General features: G+C 63.6%; 22 protein-coding genes and 1 pseudogene. 17 read left to right on the plus strand and 6 right to left on the minus strand.

What is annotated here, in order from left to right:
- Nucleotides 1–23: 23 nt before the first annotated feature.
- A complete protein-coding gene (locus IVB45_RS10965) occupies nucleotides 24–488 on the minus strand; it encodes a nuclear transport factor 2 family protein (protein WP_247359996.1) in 465 nt (154 codons plus the stop codon).
- Nucleotides 489–633: 145 nt separating this feature from the next.
- A complete protein-coding gene (locus tag IVB45_RS10970) occupies nucleotides 634–1,548 on the minus strand; it encodes an alpha/beta hydrolase (protein WP_247359995.1) in 915 nt (304 codons plus the stop codon).
- Between the two features lie 170 nt (nucleotides 1,549–1,718).
- Here IVB45_RS10970 and IVB45_RS10975 point away from each other — a divergent pair, with 170 nt between their 5' ends.
- The 16 genes from IVB45_RS10975 (at nucleotide 1,719) to IVB45_RS11050 (ending at nucleotide 15,527) form a co-directional block, all read left to right on the plus strand.
- Nucleotides 1,719–2,102, plus strand: coding sequence for a hypothetical protein (locus tag IVB45_RS10975; protein ID WP_247359994.1), 384 nt, complete (start codon nucleotides 1,719–1,721; stop codon nucleotides 2,100–2,102).
- Nucleotides 2,099–3,181 carry an alpha/beta fold hydrolase gene (locus IVB45_RS10980; protein ID WP_007593822.1) on the plus strand — a complete coding sequence of 361 codons (1,083 nt, stop codon included), beginning with the start codon at nucleotides 2,099–2,101 and terminating at the stop codon, nucleotides 3,179–3,181. The genes IVB45_RS10975 and IVB45_RS10980 overlap by 4 nt, the downstream gene beginning before the upstream one ends.
- Nucleotides 3,178–3,771, plus strand: a complete 594-nt coding sequence (locus tag IVB45_RS10985; protein ID WP_007593821.1) for a GNAT family N-acetyltransferase — start codon at nucleotides 3,178–3,180, stop codon at nucleotides 3,769–3,771. Before IVB45_RS10980 ends, IVB45_RS10985 begins: the two co-directional genes overlap by 4 nt.
- Before the next feature lie 201 nt (nucleotides 3,772–3,972).
- Nucleotides 3,973–4,428 (plus strand): phasin, encoded by a 456-nt coding sequence (locus IVB45_RS10990; RefSeq protein WP_027568907.1) that lies wholly within the window; start codon nucleotides 3,973–3,975, stop codon nucleotides 4,426–4,428.
- Nucleotides 4,429–4,586: 158 nt separating this feature from the next.
- Complete coding sequence (locus tag IVB45_RS10995) at nucleotides 4,587–5,873, plus strand: DUF445 domain-containing protein (protein WP_247359993.1); 1,287 nt, start codon at nucleotides 4,587–4,589, stop codon at nucleotides 5,871–5,873.
- A 201-nt stretch (nucleotides 5,874–6,074) separates the two neighbouring features.
- Nucleotides 6,075–6,845, plus strand: a complete 771-nt coding sequence (locus tag IVB45_RS11000) for an alpha/beta hydrolase (RefSeq protein WP_247359992.1) — start codon at nucleotides 6,075–6,077, stop codon at nucleotides 6,843–6,845.
- A 95-nt stretch (nucleotides 6,846–6,940) separates the two neighbouring features.
- Complete coding sequence (paaX, locus tag IVB45_RS11005; protein WP_247288567.1) at nucleotides 6,941–7,807, plus strand: phenylacetic acid degradation operon negative regulatory protein PaaX; 867 nt, start codon at nucleotides 6,941–6,943, stop codon at nucleotides 7,805–7,807.
- 76 nt (nucleotides 7,808–7,883) lie between these two features.
- On the plus strand, nucleotides 7,884–8,876 hold the full coding sequence (paaA, locus tag IVB45_RS11010; RefSeq protein WP_247359991.1) for a 1,2-phenylacetyl-CoA epoxidase subunit PaaA: 993 nt from the start codon (nucleotides 7,884–7,886) through the stop codon (nucleotides 8,874–8,876).
- A gap of 10 nt (nucleotides 8,877–8,886) precedes the next feature.
- On the plus strand, nucleotides 8,887–9,174 hold the full coding sequence (gene paaB, locus IVB45_RS11015) for a 1,2-phenylacetyl-CoA epoxidase subunit PaaB (protein ID WP_106942621.1): 288 nt from the start codon (nucleotides 8,887–8,889) through the stop codon (nucleotides 9,172–9,174).
- Complete coding sequence (gene paaC, locus IVB45_RS11020) at nucleotides 9,174–9,950, plus strand: 1,2-phenylacetyl-CoA epoxidase subunit PaaC (RefSeq protein ID WP_247359990.1); 777 nt, start codon at nucleotides 9,174–9,176, stop codon at nucleotides 9,948–9,950. The genes paaB and paaC overlap by 1 nt, the downstream gene beginning before the upstream one ends.
- Nucleotides 9,944–10,447, plus strand: a complete 504-nt coding sequence (gene paaD / locus IVB45_RS11025; RefSeq protein WP_247359989.1) for a 1,2-phenylacetyl-CoA epoxidase subunit PaaD — start codon at nucleotides 9,944–9,946, stop codon at nucleotides 10,445–10,447. The genes paaC and paaD overlap by 7 nt, the downstream gene beginning before the upstream one ends.
- 2 nt (nucleotides 10,448–10,449) lie before the next feature.
- Nucleotides 10,450–11,532 carry a 1,2-phenylacetyl-CoA epoxidase subunit PaaE gene (gene paaE / locus IVB45_RS11030; RefSeq protein ID WP_247359988.1) on the plus strand — a complete coding sequence of 361 codons (1,083 nt, stop codon included), beginning with the start codon at nucleotides 10,450–10,452 and terminating at the stop codon, nucleotides 11,530–11,532.
- A 55-nt stretch (nucleotides 11,533–11,587) separates the two neighbouring features.
- On the plus strand, nucleotides 11,588–12,037 hold the full coding sequence (gene paaI / locus IVB45_RS11035) for a hydroxyphenylacetyl-CoA thioesterase PaaI (protein WP_247359987.1): 450 nt from the start codon (nucleotides 11,588–11,590) through the stop codon (nucleotides 12,035–12,037).
- Nucleotides 12,038–12,065: 28 nt separating this feature from the next.
- Nucleotides 12,066–13,397 (plus strand): phenylacetate--CoA ligase PaaK, encoded by a 1,332-nt coding sequence (gene paaK, locus IVB45_RS11040; protein WP_247288579.1) that lies wholly within the window; start codon nucleotides 12,066–12,068, stop codon nucleotides 13,395–13,397.
- A 64-nt stretch (nucleotides 13,398–13,461) separates the two neighbouring features.
- Nucleotides 13,462–14,466: a zinc-binding alcohol dehydrogenase family protein gene (locus tag IVB45_RS11045; RefSeq protein WP_247359986.1), complete on the plus strand. Its 1,005-nt coding sequence runs from the start codon at nucleotides 13,462–13,464 to the stop codon at nucleotides 14,464–14,466.
- A 2-nt stretch (nucleotides 14,467–14,468) separates the two neighbouring features.
- Nucleotides 14,469–15,527: a YeeE/YedE family protein gene (locus tag IVB45_RS11050; protein WP_247359985.1), complete on the plus strand. Its 1,059-nt coding sequence runs from the start codon at nucleotides 14,469–14,471 to the stop codon at nucleotides 15,525–15,527.
- Here IVB45_RS11050 and IVB45_RS11055 read toward each other — a convergent pair.
- Nucleotides 15,506–16,420 carry a DMT family transporter gene (locus IVB45_RS11055; RefSeq protein ID WP_247359984.1) on the minus strand — a complete coding sequence of 305 codons (915 nt, stop codon included), beginning with the start codon at nucleotides 16,418–16,420 and terminating at the stop codon, nucleotides 15,506–15,508. The two genes, IVB45_RS11050 and IVB45_RS11055, sit on opposite strands and share 22 nt — an antisense overlap.
- Nucleotides 16,421–16,520: 100 nt before the next feature.
- On the opposite strand from IVB45_RS11055, the gene IVB45_RS11060 reads away from it, so the two are divergent.
- Nucleotides 16,521–17,951 (plus strand): PLP-dependent aminotransferase family protein, encoded by a 1,431-nt coding sequence (locus IVB45_RS11060; protein WP_247360162.1) that lies wholly within the window; start codon nucleotides 16,521–16,523, stop codon nucleotides 17,949–17,951.
- 10 nt (nucleotides 17,952–17,961) lie between these two features.
- Here IVB45_RS11060 and IVB45_RS11065 read toward each other — a convergent pair whose 3' ends face one another.
- From IVB45_RS11065 to IVB45_RS11075, 3 genes and pseudogenes are all read right to left on the minus strand, one after another.
- On the minus strand, nucleotides 17,962–19,185 hold the full coding sequence (locus tag IVB45_RS11065; protein WP_247359983.1) for a bifunctional alpha/beta hydrolase/OsmC family protein: 1,224 nt from the start codon (nucleotides 19,183–19,185) through the stop codon (nucleotides 17,962–17,964).
- Between the two features lie 25 nt (nucleotides 19,186–19,210).
- On the minus strand, nucleotides 19,211–19,870 hold the full coding sequence (locus tag IVB45_RS11070) for a sulfite oxidase-like oxidoreductase (protein ID WP_247359982.1): 660 nt from the start codon (nucleotides 19,868–19,870) through the stop codon (nucleotides 19,211–19,213).
- Nucleotides 19,871–19,873: 3 nt separating this feature from the next.
- A pseudogene (locus IVB45_RS11075) lies at nucleotides 19,874–20,092 on the minus strand (alpha-ketoglutarate permease); the annotation flags it as partial.
- Nucleotides 20,093–20,117 lie beyond the last annotated feature (25 nt).

Consider the following 20,117-nt stretch of genomic DNA (forward strand, 5'->3'; position numbering starts at 1 on the left):
TGCGCAGCAACCGGTTCAATCCGTCAGAACATTGTGTTGTTGTTCGCCGGATTTTCCGGGATCGGTTGCACGACGTCCCAGTGTTCGACCACCTTGCCGTTCTCCAGCTTGAAGATGTCGACGATCGCGTTGCCCCTGCTGCCGGGCTCGCGAACCGCGTGAACGTGCAGGATGACGTAGTCGCCATCCACGAAGCTGCGCTTGATCTCGCTGTGCGAGTTCGGGAATTTCTCGCGCAGGAAGCCGATGAACTTTCGGAAGCCGTCTGGACCATCGGCCGCGTTAGGATTGTGCTGGACGTAGCGGTCGCCGACATGGGCGAGGGCTGCATCGGCGTCCTTTTGGTTGAGCCCCTTCTCATAGAACGCAAGCACAGTTTTGCGATTGGCTTCTTCTTGCGCGCTACCCGCCATCGCGGCGCCGCTGGCGAGGGACAGCGTGAGGACTGAAGCAGCCACGATTGCGGCCGACCGGACGATGAGATGCATGTGAACTCGGAGAGGCCGCAGCCTCTTTCTTGCGGATTGAGGTTCTTGGCGATTGAGGAAAGGCTGTATAGCTTTCGTGCCGGCTTGCGTTAAGAGAGTAACCGGCAGCTCACATGGTCACCGTGAGGAGACCTTCTGCGTCGGTTTACGCCGCACGCGCCGCTGCGCCATGTGCGTGCTGGGCGATGGCGCCGATGATCTCCGGCCAGAACCGCATCGGCAGCGCGTGACCCATGCCTTCGATCATCAGCAGCTTTGCGCCAGGAATTGACTCTGCCGTGTCCTTGCCGCCCTCGGGGCGGACCAACGGATCGACGGTGCCATGGATGACCAGCGTCGGTGTCTTGACGCCGTACAGTCGCTCCTTACGGCTGCCGGAGGCGAGCACCGCCCGGAGCTGCCGGCCGCCGCCGGCCGGATTGAGCCCGCGCGCGAACACGCGCTCGGCACGACCGGGATCGAGCGCCTCTTCCTCCGGAAAGGACCCGGCCCGCAACACGTTCCAGGTCTGGCCGTAGCGGACGATGAACTCCTCCTTGCTGCGCGGCGGCGGCGCCATCAGCATCGCGGCGGCCTCACGTGTCGGCGGCGGCACGCGCGGATTGCCGGTCGTCGACATGATCGAGGTGAGTGAGCGCACGCGCTCGGGAAACGACAACGTCACTTCCTGCGCAATCATGCCGCCCATGGACGCCCCGACCAGATGCGCCGACTTGATGCCGAGTGCGTCCATCAGCCCGACCGTGTCTTTCGCCATGTCGATCAGCTTGTAGGTTGCGGCCACGGGAATCCTGAGAAACCGTAGCTTCAACAACTCAAGCGGCGTCAGACGCTTGCCGCCGGTGAGATGGCTCGACTTGCCGATGTCGCGATTGTCGAACCGAACGACGCGAAAGCCCTGCGCCGCGAGCTGCTCGCAGAACGCATCGTCCCAGTGGATCATCTGGGCGCCTAACCCCATGATCAGCAGCAGCGGCTCGGCACTGTCGTTGCCGAAAGTCTCGTAACAGATGTCGATGCCGTTGGCGTGGACGGTTTGCGGCGGCTGATAGGCGTTCACGGGCGCGTTCCCTCGGCTTTTGATCAATGCTGTATCGCATGGTTTCGTCTCGCAATGAAGCCGCGTCCGCGACATCAGACCCGCTGCTTGCCGGTTGACCGGCACCGCGCAACGGTGTGGTATGGCGAAAAAGGAAGGGCATCGAAGCTCTCGAGTTCAGGAGGACGCCGATGACCGACAAGAGCAACGACCCCATTGCCATGTGGCAGAAGATGGTTGGCGAGATGGAAAAGGGGTTCAACTCCTTCGCCAATCAGGCCATGTCGTCGCCCGAATTTTCGCAGGCCGTGAACCGGGCCGGCGGCGTTGCTGCAGGTGCTCAGAAGCAGCTCGGCGAGCTCATGGAGAAATATCTGGTCTCCATGAATCTGCCGAGCCGGGAGCAAGTCATCGGCCTTGCGGAACGGCTGCAGTCCATCGAAGGACAGATCGGTGAGATCAAGTCGATGCTGAGCCAGATGGCGGCGAGTTCCGGCGTGTCTCAGGGCTCCGATGCCGCATTGCGCCCGCCGCGCACCAAGCGCCCGCCATCTGAAGGCGGAGAGCAGACATGAATGCACCCGCCGGATTAGATTTCGCAGGGATCCCGGAGCGCATCCAGTCCGAGGTGCAGCGCGCCATCCAGCGCAGCATCAAGGGCGTCGAATATTTCTCGACGTCCGGTCCCACGCTCGGCTCGACCCCGAAGGACGTGCTGCATTCGCGCGGCACGATGAGCCTCTACCACTATCGTCCGATGTCCGACGAGATCTATCGAATTCCGATCTTGATCGTGATGGCGACCACCAATCGTGGTTATATTCTCGACCTCGTGCCGGGCCAGAGTTTCATCGAGTTCCTGTTGAAGCGCGGCTACGACGTCTACATGCTCGACTGGAGCGCGCCACGACCGGAGGAGAAGAGCCTCCGCATGGAGGACTATGTCCTCGACTTCATCCCGGATTGCATCCGCCGCGTGCAGCAGGATTCCGGCGAACAGGACGTCTCCGTCATCGGCTATTGCTTCGGCGGCGTGCTGTCGCTGCTCTACGGCTCGATCCACAGGGACGGGCCGATGAAGAATTTGATCTGCTTCACCACGCCGATCGACTTTCGCGAGATGAAATTGTTTTCGAACTTCTCCGACCGTCGCTATTTCGATGTCGATCGCCTCGTCGACAGCGTCGGCAACGTGCCGCCCGAGATGATCCTGTCGTCGTTCGAGATGCTGCGCCCGGCCTCGCGCACCGTCAGCCAGATCCAGCTCTGGGAAAACATCTGGAATGACGAGTTCGTCAAATCCTACCGGATGTTCGACCGCTGGGCGACCGACACGCTGCCGCTGGCCGGCGAATATTTCCGCACCATCACCAAGGACCTGATGTGGGACAACAAGCTGTTCAACGATACCATGTCGGTCGGCGGCCGTGCTGCGAAGCTCGAGGACATCAAGGTGCCGTTCCTGCATGCGGTGGCGGAGCATGACCACATCGTGCCGTATGAGGCTGCAAAGCACCTGATCGCCAAGATCGGATCGGAGGACAAGGAGGAGGTGATGCTGAAGGGCGGTCACGTCTCGCTCGTCGCCGGCGCCAATGCGGTGAAGCGGCTATGGCCGAAACTGGATTCCTGGCTGGGGAAGAGATCGACATGAGTGAGCAGCGTTCCTATCCGCGTCATGTGAAGACGGACGCGGGCGATATCGAGATCCGCCTGATGTCGCCTGCGGACGAAGCCGCGGTGCTCGCCTTCGGCAAGGGCCTGCCGACCCACGACCTGTTGTTCCTGCCGCGCAACATCAGTGAGCCGAAGGTGCTCTCCGCCTGGGTCAAGGAGATCGAGCGCGGCGCGATCACGAGCCTGCTCGCGGTCAGGGGCGGCACGGTCGTCGGCTGCGGCACGCTGGTGCGTGACCCGCACTCCTGGTCGCCCCATGTCGGCGAGATCCGGATGGTGGTTTCGCTCGACGTGCGCGGAAAGGGGGTCGGTCGGACGCTGTCGCAGGAGACCTTCGCACTCGCGCTCGGAGCCGGCCTCGAGAAGCTCTCGGTCCAGATGACGGTCGATCAGCAGGCGGCGATCACGCTGTTCGAGAGCCTTGGCTTCAAGGCCGAGGCACTGCTGCGCGATCATGTCCGCGACGTCGACGGCAAGACCCACGATATCGTCGTGCTCGGGCACAACATCGCGCAGGTCCAGGCCCAGATGGAGGCCTATGGGCTGCCCGGCGCCGTCCAGCATTGAGAACCGGTGGACGGGTGTCGGGAACCGGATGGTCAGGGAGGCGCCAGATTGCCTCCCATTAAGGCTATTCACGGTTTCGTGATATCGCACTGCAATATGGATATTGCATCGCACAATTAACTATGCCATATAAGCCGTGCCCCGGGCCAAAACCGGACGGGGTGAGCCCATAGCTCAACCAATGAGGATGGAGAGACCCCAATGACCACCGAAACCAACACCGCTTTCGAAGGCTTCAAGGACGCGTTCAAGAACATCCAGAACCTGGAAGTTCCCGAGGCCGCCCGCGAGTTCGTCAAGAAGTCCGCCAATACCGCCAAGGACCGTGCTGCCGAAGTGTTCGCTGGCTCCGAGCGCGTGACCGCCGCCGTCGAGAACGCGGTGACCGAGTCCGTCACCGAAGCCGGCAAGATCAGCCGCAACATCCAGCAGGCGATCTACGAGGACGCCGAGGCATTCTTCGCGGGCATCGACAAGCTCGCGTCCGCCAAGTCGTTCAGCGAAGCTGTCGAGATCCAGTCCGGCCTGCTCCGCGCCCGCGGCGAAGCGTTCGTCTCGCGCGCCAAGGCGACCACCGACTATTTCGGCAAGCTCGCCGCCAACGGTGCGAAGTCCGCTCAGGACAATTTTGCCAAGGTCTACAACAAGACCGCCTGATACGGCCCCTGAGTAAAAACTGAATTTAAGGCCCGCTTCGGCGGGCCTTTTGTTATTCCGCCGCAGCTGTCATTGCGAGCGAAGCGAAGCAATCCAGTCTGCCTCCTTGCTCTGGATTGCTTCGCTTCGTTCGCAATGACGGATAGGGTGATGCTGTGATGAATACATCAGGCACCTTCTCTTTCGACTCCCCCGGCGACGCCGAACGCGCGGCCGAATTACGCCGCGTGAAAGCGCTGGCGACGCTGGTGCTGGCCTCGACGCTTGTCCTGTTCGTCTTTGCGAAATGGCTGCTGCCTGTGCATCCCGTGTTCGGATTCATCGCGGCCTTCGCGGAAGCCGCGACCATCGGCGGACTCGCCGATTGGTATGCGGTGGTCGCGCTGTTCAAGCGTCCACTCGGCCTGCCGATTCCGCACACCGCGATCATCCAGAGCAACCAGGCCCGTATCGCCGATAAGCTCGGCGAGTTCATTCAGGTGCATTTCCTAGAGGCTGCTCCCGTCGAGGCCAAGCTGAACGAGATCGATTTCGGCTCGTTCGTCGCCGACTGGCTGCGTGATCGCAAGCGTAGTGACGACCTTGCGCGCTTTGCGCTGCGCCTGCTGCCGGAGGCTGTCTCTGCGACGGAAACCTCGGGCCTGATGACCTTCATCATCCGCCGCATGTCCTCGCAGCTCCAGGCGATCGACCTCGCGCCGCTCGCGGCCGGCACGCTGCGGGGCTTCGTTGCCGAGGGACGTCACCAGATCCTGTTCGACGATCTCCTGCGCGTGATGCACGAGACGCTGAACCAGACCGAGACGATGGCGATGATCCGTGAGAAGGTGCGGGCGGAATTGCCGACCCTGCTCAGGCTCTATCGCGCCGACAAGTTTCTGGTGAACAAGATCGTGGCCTCCGCCACCGCTTTCTTCAATGAGGTGCGTAGCGATCCCAAACATCCGTTCCGCGGCGAGTTCGATCGCATGGTGCTGAGCTTCGTCGACCGGCTCGGCACCGACCATGCCTATATCGACCGCATCGACGGTTTGAAGCGCGATCTGCTCGCGCGTCCCGAGCTCGCCGATCTCGCCCGCACCGTGTGGGCCAACACGCGGTCCTTCATCGAGCGTAGTGCAAGCGGCGAGACGCAGGTCCTGCAGCATCATCTCGCCGGTATGTGTGTCGCGGCGGGCGAAGCGCTTGCCGGCGATGGCGAGCTGCGCGGCGAGATCAACAAGGGTCTGGTCGCGGTGCTGCGCAGTTTCGTCGCGGACCAGAAGAGCGGCGTTTCGACCTTCATCTCCGACCAGGTGAAATCGTGGGACATGGCGCAGCTGATTTCGCTGATCGAAATCAACATTGGCCGCGACCTGCAATACATCCGCTTTAACGGCTCGCTGATCGGCGGGCTCGCGGGTCTTGCGCTTTACTCCGTAGAATTCCTGCTTCGATTGTTGTGACTTTTGCGTCACGGACGCTCGCATTCACGCGCCGGCCTATTGTGGCCTCGGGTTTCACCCGCTTGAATGTAGGGAACCGGCGTTCTAGCTGATTCATGGTGCGCTGCGGAACGTTCGAAAAGCTGGCGTGTTGGAATTCATACCTATTTGCCGGCCTCGCAGCCGGTGGTCTTTTCAGCATTTCTTCCGAGGGATCCATTGATGACCGCTACTGCCCAGACGCTGAGCCCGCCGTCTCGCACCCTGATGTTCCTGGAAGGGCGAGCGATCCACGAGTTTGGCGCATTCCTCGGCGCGCTGCCGCTGCTCAGCCTTGCGCCGCGGGGCGATGGGCATCCGGTGCTGGTTCTGCCGGGCCTCGTGGCCTCCGACGGGTCCACGCGTGCACTGCGCACCTTTCTGTCCGGCAAGGGCTATGCGGTGAGCGGCTGGCGCCAGGGCCGCAATTACGGCCTGCGCGAGGGCGTGCAGCACGCGATGGTGGATCTGGTTCAGGAGCTCAGCGACGGGCATGGCCGCAAGATCAGCCTGGTCGGCTGGAGCCTCGGCGGTCTCTATGCGCGCCAGCTCGCCAAAATGATGCCCGACCGCGTGCGCCAGGTGATCACCCTCGGCAGCCCCTTTGCCGGCGATCCGCATTCGACCAATGCCTGGCGCGTCTATGAATGGGCGAGCGGGCGGAAATCCGACGAGGTCGATCCGCAGTTCGGCGGCGATCTCGCCGTCCCGCCGCCGGTGCCAACCACGGCGATCTTCAGCCGCACCGACGGCGTCTGCGCCTGGCAGGGCTGCATGGAGAAGTCGGGCGCGCAGACCGAGAGCATCGAGATCGAGAGCAGCCATTGCGGCATGGGCCATCATCCGGCTGCTGTCTTCGCGGTGGCTGATCGCCTTGCGCAGAAGGAAGGCAGCTGGCGGCCCTTCGACCGCAGCGGCTGGCGCAGCGTGGTCTATCCCGACCCGCATCGGTAGTTCTTTCCCTCTCCCCGTACGAACGGGAGAGGGAGAAACGAGACCGTCGCACCCGTCCATTGTCGCGCCCGCACCAAACGCGCTATGCCTCGCGCATGGCGCATCCGTTGTCCCGCATCATCGAGCAGCTCAAACGCGAACCGTCGCGCACCGGCTCCATCGTCATCACGGTGTTCGGCGATGCCATCGTGCCGCGTGGTGGCTCGGTATGGCTCGGCACGCTGCTGGAATTCTTCGAAAGTCTGGACATCGACAGCGGCGTGGTGCGTACCGCGATGTCGCGGCTTGCCGCCGATGGCTGGCTGACGCGCGAAAAGGTCGGCCGCAACAGTTTTTACCGCCTGGCCGACAAGGGCCGCCAGATCTTCGAGGCCGCGACACGCCATATCTACGATCCGCCGCCATCCGGCTGGACCGGGCGCTTCGAGCTGCTGCTGATCGGCAATGGCGAGGATCGCGACGCCTCACGCGAGGCGCTCCGCAATGCCGGCTTCGGCAGTCCGCTGCCGGGCGTGTGGGTCGCCCCGTCAGGCGTGCCAGTGCCGGACGAAGCCGCGGGCGCCATCCGTCTGGAAGTCTCGGCCGAGGATGACAGCGGCCGACGGCTGCTTAGCGCGAGCTGGCCGTTGGATCGCACCGCAGACGCCTATCTCAAATTCATGAAGACGTTCGAGCCGCTGCGCGCCGCGATCGCGCGCGGCACGGGCTTGTCCGAAGCCGACGCCTTCACGGCGCGCATCCTCCTGATCCACCATTACCGTCGCGTCGTGCTGCGCGATCCGCTGCTGCCCGAAAGCCTGCTTCCGGCGAACTGGCCGGGCAAGGCCGCCCGCGCGCTGTGCGGCGACATTTATCGCGCGCTGCTTGTCCCATCAGAACAATGGCTTGATGGCAATGGAACCAATGAAAAGGGCCCATTGCCGCCGGCGCGAAAACTCTTGGAACGGAGATTCGAGGCTTGATCGTTATGTTACAGAAATATCTTGCATGAGATAATTCTTGTTATATATTGTCTCTCAATAAAATGGGAGGGTGCGCATGTATACCCAGGCGCTGAACACGACCGAGACCGATGATCGCGGTCTTGAGGACGCGGCCAAGGCTGCGCAGTTCCAGGCCCGCATCGATGCCGAGGAGCGCATCGAGCCAAACGACTGGATGCCAGCGGCCTATCGCAAGACGCTGACGCGCCAGATCTCCCAGCACGCTCATTCCGAAATCGTCGGCATGCTGCCCGAAGGCAACTGGATCACGCGTGCGCCGTCCTTGCGCCGCAAGTCGGCGCTGCTCGCCAAGGTGCAGGACGAGTGCGGCCACGGGCTTTATCTCTATGCCGCGGCCGAGACGCTCGGCACTTCGCGCGAACAGCTGGTCGACGCCATGCTCGCGGGCAAGGCTAAATATTCATCGATCTTCAACTATCCGACGCTGACCTGGGCCGACATCGGCACCATCGGCTGGCTGGTCGACGGCGCCGCGATCATGAACCAGATCCCGCTGTGTCGCTGCTCCTATGGTCCTTACGCGCGCGCGATGATCCGCGTCTGCAAGGAGGAGTCGTTCCACCAGCGTCAGGGCTATGAAATCATGCTGACGCTGTGCCGTGGCTCCGACGAGCAGAAGGCGATGGCGCAGGATGCCTTGAACCGCTGGTGGTGGCCGGTGCTGATGATGTTCGGCCCGCCCGATGCCACCAGCCAGCACAGCGACATCTCCACGAAGTGGAAGATCAAGCGCTTCTCCAATGACGAGCTGCGACAGAAGTTCGTCGACGCCACCGTGCCGCAGGCGCAATATCTCGGCCTCACCATTCCCGATCCCGGCATGATTCAGGATGCGGACGGGCGCTGGCGTTACAGCGAGATCGACTGGACAGAATTCAAGCAGGTGCTCGCCGGCAACGGCCCGTGCAATCGTGACCGAATGGCCGCGCGCCGCAAGGCGCACGACGAAGGCGCCTGGGTGCGCGAGGCGGCAGCTAGCTATGCCGCAAAGCGCGCGCAGCGTCGAACTGCACAAGCGGCAGAGTAGGGAGATCGCAATGGCCACGCCAAACACGCCGCTGTGGGAAGTCTTCATTCGCAGCCGCAACGGGCTCGCGCACAAGCATGTCGGCTCGCTGCATGCGAGCGACGCCACGATGGCCTTGCAGGCCGCCCGCGATATCTACACCCGTCGCGGCGAAGGTCTTTCGATCTGGGTCGTGCCGTCGACGGCGATCACCGCAAGCGATCCCGCCGACAAGGGCATGATGTTCGAGCCGGCGGAGTCGAAGATCTACCGGCACCCGACGTTTTACGAAGTGCCCGAGGAAGTGGGACACATGTGATGCCCGTCGCGAACATCGAGGTCTCAGAAACACCACTGGTGCTCTACGCGCTGCGCCGGGCCGACGACGCGCTGATCCTTGGGCACAGGCTGTCGGAATGGTGCGGACATGCGCCGATGCTGGAAGAGGACATGGCGCTCTCCAACATCGCGCTCGACCTCCTTGGCCAGGCCCGCGAACTCTACTCTTACGCCGCCAAGGTCGAGGGCAAGGACAACGACGAGGACAGCTTCGCATACCTGCGCGACGTCAGGCAGTATCGCAATCTGCTGCTGGTCGAGCAGCCCAATGGCGATTTTGCCCAGACGCTGGTACGGCAGTTCTTCTATTCCGCCTTCGCTGATCTCTACTGGCGTGCGATGATGACTTCGCGCGATGCGGCGCTAGCGGCCATTGCCGCCAAGTCGGAGAAGGAGAGCGCCTATCACCTTCGCCATGCCTCGGAGTGGATCATCCGGCTCGGTGACGGCACGGCTGAAAGCCATGCCCGCGCGCAGGCCGCGATCAATCATCTCTGGGCTTTCACCGGTGAGATGTTTGCCGTCGATGAAGGCGAGCGCGCCCTGATCCATGCCGATATCGCCGTCGATCTCGGAAGCTTGCGGGGTCGCTGGATGACGACACTCTCGGGTGTCGTTAGTGAAGCCACGCTAGAGCTGCCGCAGACCGACTGGATGCAGCAAGGCGGTCGTTCCGGGCGGCACAGCGAGCATCTTGGCCATCTTCTGTCCGAGTTGCAGTCGATGCAGCGCACTTTCCCGGGGCAGACATGGTGACGGTGCTGGAGCCCGATAGCGAACTGCGCCAACGGGCCTGGGATGCCGCGGCGAGCGTGGTCGATCCCGAAATTCCGGTCTTGACCATCGCCGATCTTGGCGTGCTCCGTGATGTCGTCCTCGACGGCGATCACGTCGAGGTCGCGATCACCCCGACCTATTCGGGCTGCCCGGCCATGAACATGATCGCGCTGGAAATCGAAGTCGCGCTGGAGCGCGCCGGTTTCTTTCGTCCAAAAGTCCGCACTGTACTCTCGCCGGCCTGGACCACCGACTGGATGAGCGAAGAGGGCCGCCGGAAGCTTCACGCCTACGGCATCGCGCCGCCGCAGGATTCGAATTCCCGCCGCGCGCTGTTCGGCGAGCAAGCTGTTACGTGCCCGCAATGCGGCTCGGCGAATACCGAGTTGCTATCCGAATTCGGCTCCACCTCCTGCAAGGCGCTCTGGCGCTGCAGGGCCTGCCGCGAACCCTTCGATTATTTCAAGTGTCATTGACCATGTCAGCAGCCGCACCACGCTTTCATCGCCTGGCCGTCAACGACCTCCGCCGCGAGGCGTCGGACGCCGTATCGCTGACATTCGCCATCCCGGCGGAGCTTGCGACCGACTACGCCTTCACACCCGGCCAATACCTCACACTCCGCACCACGCTGGATGGCGAGGAAGTGCGCCGCTCCTATTCGATCTGCTCCGGGCCCGACGACGGCGAGATACGCATCGCCGTAAAGAAGATCGATGGTGGCGCGTTTTCGAGCTGGGCAGCGGACGATTTGAAGTGTGGCGACGCGCTGGATGTGATGACGCCCACGGGACGTTTCGGCGTGATCCCGCCGGCCGGCACCGGCCGCATCCATGTCGGCTTTGCCGCCGGCTCCGGCATCACGCCGATCCTGTCGATCGTCAAGGGCACGCTTGCGCGCGAGCCGGACAGCCAGTTCTTCCTGTTCTACGGCAATCGCACGACCGACAACATCATGTTCCTCGAGGCGCTCGAAGAGCTCAAGGATCGCTTCATCGACCGGCTCTCGATCTTCCACGTCATCTCCGGCGAGGAGCAGGACATCCCGATCCTGCATGGCCGGCTCGACGGCGACAAGGTGCGAGTGCTGCTGCGTTCGCTGGTGCCGGCGGAAAGCGTCGATCACGTCTTCATCTGCGGTCCGTCCGGCATGAGCGAGGACATCGAGGCGACCTGCCGAGGGCTCGGCATTGCGGAAGAGCGTATCCATGTCGAGCGCTTCGTCTCCGAGTTCGGTGGCAAGCCGCGGCCGAAGAAGATCGTTGCGCCCGACGCGCCCCCGAAAGCGATCGCGTCGCTGATCATCGACGGCAAGCGCCGCGACGTGCCGGTCGCCGAGGACGAGGCGATCCTCGATGCCGCACTACGCGCCGGTGTCGATCTGCCCTTCGCCTGCAAGGGCGGCATGTGCTCGACCTGCCGTGCAAAACTGGTGGAGGGTGAGGCGCCGATGGATATCAACTACTCGCTGGAACCCTGGGAGCTGAAGGCCGGCTTTGTCCTGACCTGTCAGGCGAAGCCATCATCGGAGCGGGTCGTGGTCGATTACGACCACGTTTGACAGTTTTAGTCAGGCAGCAGAACATCGTGTCCAAACACTCGGAGGGGAGAAGCGCGTGAACGTCAAAGCCGCCTTGTCGCCCGAGGATGTAGCCCGCGCCTGCGCCGATGCGATGTGGGCGCAGGACGATGCCTCCAAAGGACTCGGCATGGAGATCGTCGAGATCGGGCCGGGCTATGCGACGCTCGCGATGACTGTACGGCCGGACATGGTCAACGGCCAGCGCATCGCCCATGGCGGTTTCATTTTCACGCTGGCCGATTCTGCCTTCGCTTTCGCGTGTAACTCGCACAACGACCGCGTCGTGGCGGCGCAGGGCCAGATCACCTTCATCAAGCCGGGCAGGCTCGGCGATCGGCTGGTCGCAAGAGCGCGCGAGGTCACGCGCGGCGGCCGCTCGGGCATCTATGACGTGCGCGTCACCGCCGGCGATACAGTCATCGCCGAATTTCGCGGGCATTCGCGGGTCATTCCCGGCAATTGGCTGCCGGCGCAGGATCAATAAAGAAAAGTAATGATGCGGGGAAACGAGGATGGCTCTGACGAGGCTCAAGGAAGGTGGTAACACCTATCGCGCCGAAATGGATGCGCATGAGCGCGCATCGCGCGACGAGATCATGGCACTCCAGACGGAGCGACTGGCCTGGTCGCTGAAGCACGCCTACGACAACGTCCCGCATTATCGCAAGGCCTTCGACGCGGCCGGCGTGCATCCGTCCGACTTTCGAGAGCTCTCGGATCTTGCGAAATTTCCGTTCACGGTGAAGACGGACCTGCGCGACAATTATCCCTTCAACATGTTTGCCGTGCCCCGTGAAAAGCTGGTGCGCGTGCATGCGTCCTCCGGCACGACGGGCAAGCCGATCGTGGTCGGCTATACGCAACGCGACATCGACACATGGTCGGACGTGATGGCGCGCTCGATCCGCGCCGCCGGCGGTCGAACTGGCATGATCATCCACAATGCCTATGGCTACGGTCTCTTCACCGGCGGGTTAGGGGTGCACTATGGCGCCGAAAAACTCGGCTGCACCGTGGTGCCGATCTCCGGGGGCATGACCGAGCGGCAGGTGCAGCTCATCAACGACTTCCGGCCCGACATCATCACGGTGACGCCGAGCTACATGCTGGCGATCCTCGACGAGTTCAAACGCCAGAAGCTCGATCCACGCCAGTGCTCGCTGAAGGTCGGCATCTTCGGTGCCGAGCCCTGGACCAATGCCATGCGCGGCGAGATCGAAGACGCCTTCGACATGGACGCGACCGACATCTACGGTCTTTCCGAGGTCATCGGGCCCGGCGTTGCGCAGGAATGTATCGAAACCAAGGACGGTCTGCACATCTGGGAGGATCATTTCTATCCCGAAGTCATCGACCCCGACACCGGTGCAGTGCTGCCCGACGGTGAGAAGGGCGAACTTGTCTTTACCTCGCTCACCAAGGAAGCATTTCCGGTGGTCCGCTATCGCACCCGTGACCTGACGCGGCTGTTGCCGGGCACGGCGCGGCCGGGCATGCGGCGGATGGAGAAGGTCACGGGCCGTTCCGACGACATGATCATCCTGCGCGGCGTCAATCTGTTCCCGACCCAGATCGAGGAGGTTCTGCTCGCCACCGACTGGTGCGGAGGGCATTTCATTCTGGAACTGACCCGCGAAGGCCGCATGGACGAGTTGACCATCATTGCCGAGGCGCGGCCGGAGAGCTGGGACGGCCGGGGCCTCCTCGACCATGCGAGCCGGATCTCGACACACATCAAGAACACCATCGGCATCAGCTCCAGGGTAAGCGTGGTTGCGCCGGCCACGCTGGAACGCTCTCTCGGCAAGGCCAAGCGCCTCTATGACAAGCGGCCCAAGGATTGACTTGACGGATTGACTCGACCGTCCCCAAGGGCGACAAGGCCCGCGAGAAATCGCGGGTCTTTCCATGTCAACAGCCGATCCCAAAGCCGTCGACGCGCGCTGTGTGCGCCTCAACGCGAAGGCCGAGAACGCGGCTGCGGTTGCGCCGGTGGTTGAGCGTCAGACGCTCGCTCGCGGCCCTGGCGATCTCCTGATCGACGTGAGGGCCGCCGCCGTCAATCCGTCCGACGTCAAGGCCGCGACCGGGCTAATGCCCTATGCCATCTTCCCGCGCACGCCGGGTCGCGACTACGCCGGCGTGGTGATTGACGGGCCGGCCGGTACGATCGGCCGCGAGGTGTTCGGCTCCTCCGGTGATCTCGGCATCCGTCGCGACGGCACTCACGCCAGCCATCTCGTCGTTGAATCCGACGCGGTGGTGGAGAAGCCCAAGACCGTGTCCTGGGAGGAGGCCGCCGGCATCGGTGTGCCCTTTGTCACCGCGATGGAGGGCTTTCGCCGCGCCGGCATTCCAAAGCCCGGGGAGACGGTGCTGGTGTTCGGCGTCAACGGCAAGGTCGGTCAAGCGGCGGTGCAGATCGCGACCTGGCAGGGCGCGCGTGTCATCGGCGTGGTGCGCAAGGCGGAACCTTATGAGGGCCACACCAACGCCTCTGTCGAGGTGATCGACGCTTCCGCGACCGACGTCGCCACGCGCGTGCGCGAGTTGACCGGGAGTAAAGGTGCCCACATCGTCTTCAACACGGTCGGCGATCCCTATTTCCAGGCGGCGCACAAGTCGCTCGCGCTTCGCGGCCGCCAGATCCTGATCGCCGCGATCGACCGCATCGTGCAGTTCAACATCCTCGAATTCTACCGCGGGCAACACACCTATGTCGGCATCGACACGCTCGGCCTCTCGTCGATCGCGACAGGCGCTGTGCTGCGTGACCTCAGCCCGGGCTTCGCGAGCGGGCACCTGAAACCATTCCCGATCAAGGCGAACGCCGTCTATTCGCTCGAACGCGCGAAGGAGGCCTATGTCGCCGTTGCCGGCTCGTCGCGGAACCGCGTGATCCTGAAGCCTTGATCATGGAGTCGTCCACCCAGCTCGTCATCCTCGCCGGCCTCGGCATCGGCCTGCTTTACGGCGCCGTCGGCCTGCTCAGCGGCTTCTGCCTGATGAGCAGCATGCGCGGCTGGCTGGCGAAGGGGGATGGGCGCTTGGTACGCACCTACGCGTTGGCGATCGCGGTTGCGACCGCCGCGAGCCAATTCCTCGCCGGCAACGGCATGGTCGATCTCGGCAAGTCGATCTACCTGCAACAGTCCTTTTCGGTGCCAGTGCTGTTTCTCGGCGGACTTCTGTTTGGATACGGAATGGTGCTGTCGAACGGCTGCGGTTCGCGCGCGCTGGTGCTGCTCGGTCGAGGCAATCTCCGCTCCTTCGTCGTGGTGGTCGTGCTCGCCATCGCCGCGCAGATGACGCTCAAGGGCCTGATCGCGCCGGTGCGCATCGCGCTGGTCCAGGCCTCGCAAACCACGGTCAACGTGAATTCGCTGCCGTCACTGTTGGCGACGTTCGGTCCGGCTGAAGCGGTTTCGCGCGCGATGGCTGCTGCTGTCGTCGTTGTTGCGCTGATCCTGTTCGCTTTCGCGCACCCGGCGTTCCGGCGTTCCCCCGGCCAGATTGCGGCCGGTGTCATCGTCGGTCTCCTCGTCGCCGGCGGCTGGTTCGTCACCGGCTATCTCGGCGCGGATGACTTCAACCCGGTGCCGGTGACCTCGCTCACGTTCGTCGCGCCGATTGCGGACAGTCTGCAATATGCCATGCTCTCGACTGGTCTGACGCCGAATTTCGGCATTGCAACAGTTGCCGGCGTCTTCGCTGGCAGTCTGGCCACCGCGCTAGCTACGGGCCGTTTCCATCTCGAAGGCTATTCCTCGCCACGCCATATGCTGCGTTCGGCCAGCGGCGCTGCGCTGATGGGTATCGGCGGCGTGATGGCGTTCGGCTGCTCGATCGGGCAAGGGCTCACCGGGGTGTCGACGCTCGCGCTGGGCTCCTTCGTCGCCATCGCCGGCATCCTGCTCGGCACGATGGCGGGCTTGCGCGGGATGCTGCGCGTTCAGCCGTTCGCGGTAGCCTGACGGCGCAGCATACGATCGCCGAGCGTGGCAAAGCCAATGCCACCGATGATCAGTCCGGCCGCAACGGCAAGACTAAAATCAATAGGCTCGCCCAGCAGGATCGCAGCGCAGGCGATCCCGACGAGCGGCGTGCCGGTGGTTCCGAGCGCCGTCGTCAGAGCCGAGATGCTCTTGTTGACCATCGACATGGCCCAATAAGCCAGCGCCGTCCCGATCAGACCGGAGTACAGGAACAGCAGGACGAGTTTCCATGACCATTCCGCGTGCGGCAGCCCCTCCACGATCATCGCAGCCGCTGACAGCACGATCGTGGCAACGAGCACTTGCCAGATTAGGAGCTGAAGTGGCGATGCGATCCAGCGATGGGCCCGAATATAGATGATGTTCGCAGCCCATGAGATCGCGGCCAGGATCACCATGCCGGCGCCAAGCACGACGTTGGCATTCGTCCAGTCGATCGAGGTGGGATTCAGGATCACGGCAAGACCAATCAGCCCGAGCAGGGCGCCGGCCAGTTTTGGCGCAGTCAGCGTATCCTTCCCCAGCAGGGGCGCTGCGATCGCGACCCAGAGCGGCGTGGTGTAGCCGAGCACAATGGCCTTGCTCGCGGGCAGGAAGCGCACACCGGCCGCCACCAGGACAGAGAATATCGTCATGTGCAGCAGCGCGACACTCAGGACCACCGGAATGTCGCGCCGGTTCGGGATCACCAGATTGTTGCTGAGCCCCAGGATCACGAACAATGCTGCCAAAGCGATCCAGCTGCGGATCGCCGAGGTCCAGAGCGGCGGAAGGAATTGCACGAGTTGCTTCGTCACCGACCAGTTTACGCCCCAGGCCAGCACGACGATGAGGAATAGGCCGACGGCCGCGCGGGGCGAGAGGGAGTTCATCGGAAAATCCTTGAAGCAGTTCTATCCGGCGGATAGCATTCCGCCTGGCACCGAAAAAAGTGCCAGATCAGAAAGGATCAAGGTGCCAGTTCCGGAAAGCATGATCTCCGCCCTGATCGAGCTGAACCGGGCCGACGACGAGGGACTGGTGGCTCAGCTGACGAGCCAGCTCCGAAGCTTGATCGCGACCGGCCGTCTCGTCAAAGGCCGCACGCTGCCATCGAGCCGCCGGCTTGCGAGCGATCTCGGCGTCTCGCGCAACACCGTCAGCTATGCGTTCGAGCAGCTCGCCGCCGAGGGATATCTCGAGGCCTCGCACGGACGCCGTCCGATGATTACGCTCGAGGGCGGCGAGCGCATTGCAGAGGCGGGCGCCATCGCATCTCGCATGCGCCTTGCCAGGCCGCGGCTTTCGCCTTGGGCTTCAAGCCTCACGCAGACCGACTGGCCGATGTCTTATCAGGCGCGACTGAGACCCTTGCGTCCCGGGCACGGCGATTTCCGGGAGTTTCCGAACGAGGTCTGGGCGCGCTGCCTGCGCCGCAGCGCCGTGCGCGCGGCCAAGCGCGAGCTCGGACCGGTCAACCGGGCGCGCCTGCGCGAGGCGCTGGCGCATTATCTCGCGACCAGCAGGGGTGTGCGCGCGACGGCGGATCAGATCCTGATTCTGCCGAGCGCGCAGGCCGCGCTGACCTTGATTGCAGCCGCCGTCATCACGCCCGGCGACGACGTCTGGGTCGAGGATCCCGGCTACCCCGGCGCCGCAGCCGCGTTCCGCGCGTCCGGTGCGCGCGTGACCGGGATGAGGTTGGACGAGCAGGGCATGCAGCGGATTCCGGGGATAGCGACCCCGACATTGATCTTCATGACTCCGTCGCACCAGCACCCGACTGGTCGCCTGATGTCGCTCTCGCGCCGCACGGAGTTTCTTGGCCTGAGCAGGCCCGGCAAGACCTGGATCGTAGAGGACGATTACGACGGTGAATTCCACTATGACAGCCGGCCGGTGCCGGCCTTGCAGGGACTCGATGCCCATGGCCGCGTGTTCTATGTCGGTACGTTCTCCAAGGCCATGACCTCGGACATCCGCCTCGGCTATCTCGTCGTTCCTCCGGCCCTGGTCAACACCTTGGAGATCGCACAGCGGCACATCGGGCTGATCGCCCCGAGCCACGTCCAGGAAGCGCTGGCCGAGTTCATTGCCGACGGGCATTTCCTGGCGCATCTGCGCCGGGTGCGCCGGATCTATCATGCCCGCCGCGATCACCTCGTCGAGGGACTAGAGCGCCATTTGGGCGACGTGCTCTCTGCCGAAGTGCCCCCCGGTGGCATTCAGCTCGTCGCGCGCCTCAAGCGCGGTCGCGCGGATCAGAAGGCGGTAAAGCGGCTGGTCGAAGCGGGCGTTGAAACGCGTGCCCTGTCCGGCTTGGCACTGGGCAGGCCGCGCGATCACGGTCTATTGCTCGGCTTCGCGGCCTGGCGCGAGAGCGAGATCACCGCGGCGTTGCGGACGATGGCGTCCTGCTTCTAGCGCAAGCGCGCTAATCCACGGCCCTGGTCACGATCCGAATTTCCGACGTCAGCGTCCGGTGCACCGGGCACTTGTCGGCGATCTCCATCAATTTCTTGCGCTGCTCGGGATCGAGCGCGCCGTCCATCGCGATGTCGCGCTCGATCTGGTCGAGCATGCCGTCGCGCGTCTCGCATTCCGCGCAGTCTTTCGCATAGATCTTAGAATGCTTCAGTGAGACGGTGACACGATCGAGCGGCAGCGACTTGCGGTCGGCATAGAGGCGCATGGTCATGGAGGTGCAGGCCCCGAGGCCAGCGAGCAGAAGATCATAAGGACCAGGGCCGGCATCCTCGCCGCCGGCGGCGACCGGTTCATCCGCGATCAGGCGATGCGGACCGACAGAGATGACCTGGTTGAACTTGCTCTTGCGGGTCTCCTGCACCACGACCCGGCGCGGCGCCTCCGGGAGATCCATTGCCTTCGCGGGTTTGGCTGTGTCGATGTATCGGCTTGCCCAGGCCGCGATCATGTCGGCTGCGTAGAGCGCATCGGCCGGCTTGGTCAGCAGATGATCCGCATGATCGAGCGAGACGAAGCTCTTGGGATGCCGGGCGGAGACGAAGAGCTTGGTCGCATTGTCGATGCCGACAGTATCGTCGACTGGAGAATGCATGACCAACAGCGCCTTGTGCAGGCCCGTGACGTCCTTCATCAGCTCGTGCTCGGCGATGTCGTCGAGGAATTCGCGCTTGATCCGGAACGGGCGTCCCGCAAGCGAGACTTCGACCTCACCTTGGGTGCGAATGTCGTCGAGGTGCTCTTTGAACAGGCCGGTGACGTGGGCGGGATCGGATGGTGCCGCGATGGTCGCAACCGCCTTGGCCTCCGGGATGCGTCCGGCCGCCGCGAGGATCGCGGCGCCGCCGAGGCTGTGACCGATGAGGATCGACGGCGCCTTGCGGACGCTACGCAGATGATCGGCGGCGCGCACGAGATCGGCGACATTGGAGGAAAACGTCGAATTGGCGAAATCCCCTTCACTGGAGCCGAGCCCGGTAAAGTCGAAGCGCAGCACCGCGATGCCCTTGACGGCGAGCGCGACCGAGATGCGCTTGGCGGCCAGCGTGTCCTTGCCGCAAGTGAAGCAATGCGCGAACAGCGCGATGGCCGCCGGCTCGCCGTCGGGTAGCTCCAGCGCGGCCGAAAGTTGATGGCCGCCTTCGCCGGTGAATTGAAAGCGCTCTGTCGGCATGGGCTTTCCCCGTTCTTGCTTGAATCTAATCGCCCGAATAGCGCTGCTCTGCCCAGGGATCGCCGCGATTATGATAGCCGCGGACTTCCCAGAAGCCCGGCGCGTCCTCGGTCAGGAATTCGATCGACTGAACCCATTTGGCGCTCTTCCAGAAATACAGATGCGGCACCACCAGCCGCACCGGACCGCCATGTTCGGCCGACAATGGCTCACCGGACCAGCTATGGGCGAGCAATGCATCCTCGGCTGCAAAGTCGTCCAGCGCGAGGTTGGTGGTGTAGCCATCATGGGAATGCAGCACGACGATGCGCGCGTCCTCGCGCGGCTGGCAGGCCGCGAGCAGCTCGCGCGTAGCTAGCCCCTCCCACTCATTGTCGTAGCGCGACCAGGTCGTGACGCAGTGGATGTCGGAGGTGAACCGCGCCTGCTTCTGGGCGGCGAACTCGGCAAAGGTCCAGAACACGGGGGTCTCGATTGCGCCGTAGACGTCGAGCCGCCAGCGCTCGCGCGAAACCGGCGGCACGATGCCGAGATCGAGCACCGGCCAGTCTTTTGTCAGATGCTGGCCGGGCGGCAGGCGCTGATCTTCCGGGCGCGTGATCTTGCCGGTCAAAAAGCGGCCTTCGCGCGCCCATTTTTCCTTGGTGCGCGTCAGCTTACTGTCGGATGGCGTCTCGTCGGTCATGAGCTACTCGTGGCGGTGCATCGCGGAGGCATGCTTGGTGTCGCGCATGGTGGAATAGATGATCAGCGACAGGCAGATGATACCAGCGAGATAGTAGTAGAACCACTCCTCATGCCCGATGCTCTTGAGATTGAGCGCGATCGCCGGCGCCGTGCCTCCGAACACCGAGACGGTGATCGCATAGGGCAGGCCTACGCCGAGGTTGCCCGATCGAGCCGATGAAGATCGCGTTGATCCGCGCTGGGCG

The sequence above is a fragment of the Bradyrhizobium sp. 4 genome (assembly GCF_023100905.1).
GTDB lineage: Bacteria > Pseudomonadota > Alphaproteobacteria > Rhizobiales > Xanthobacteraceae > Bradyrhizobium.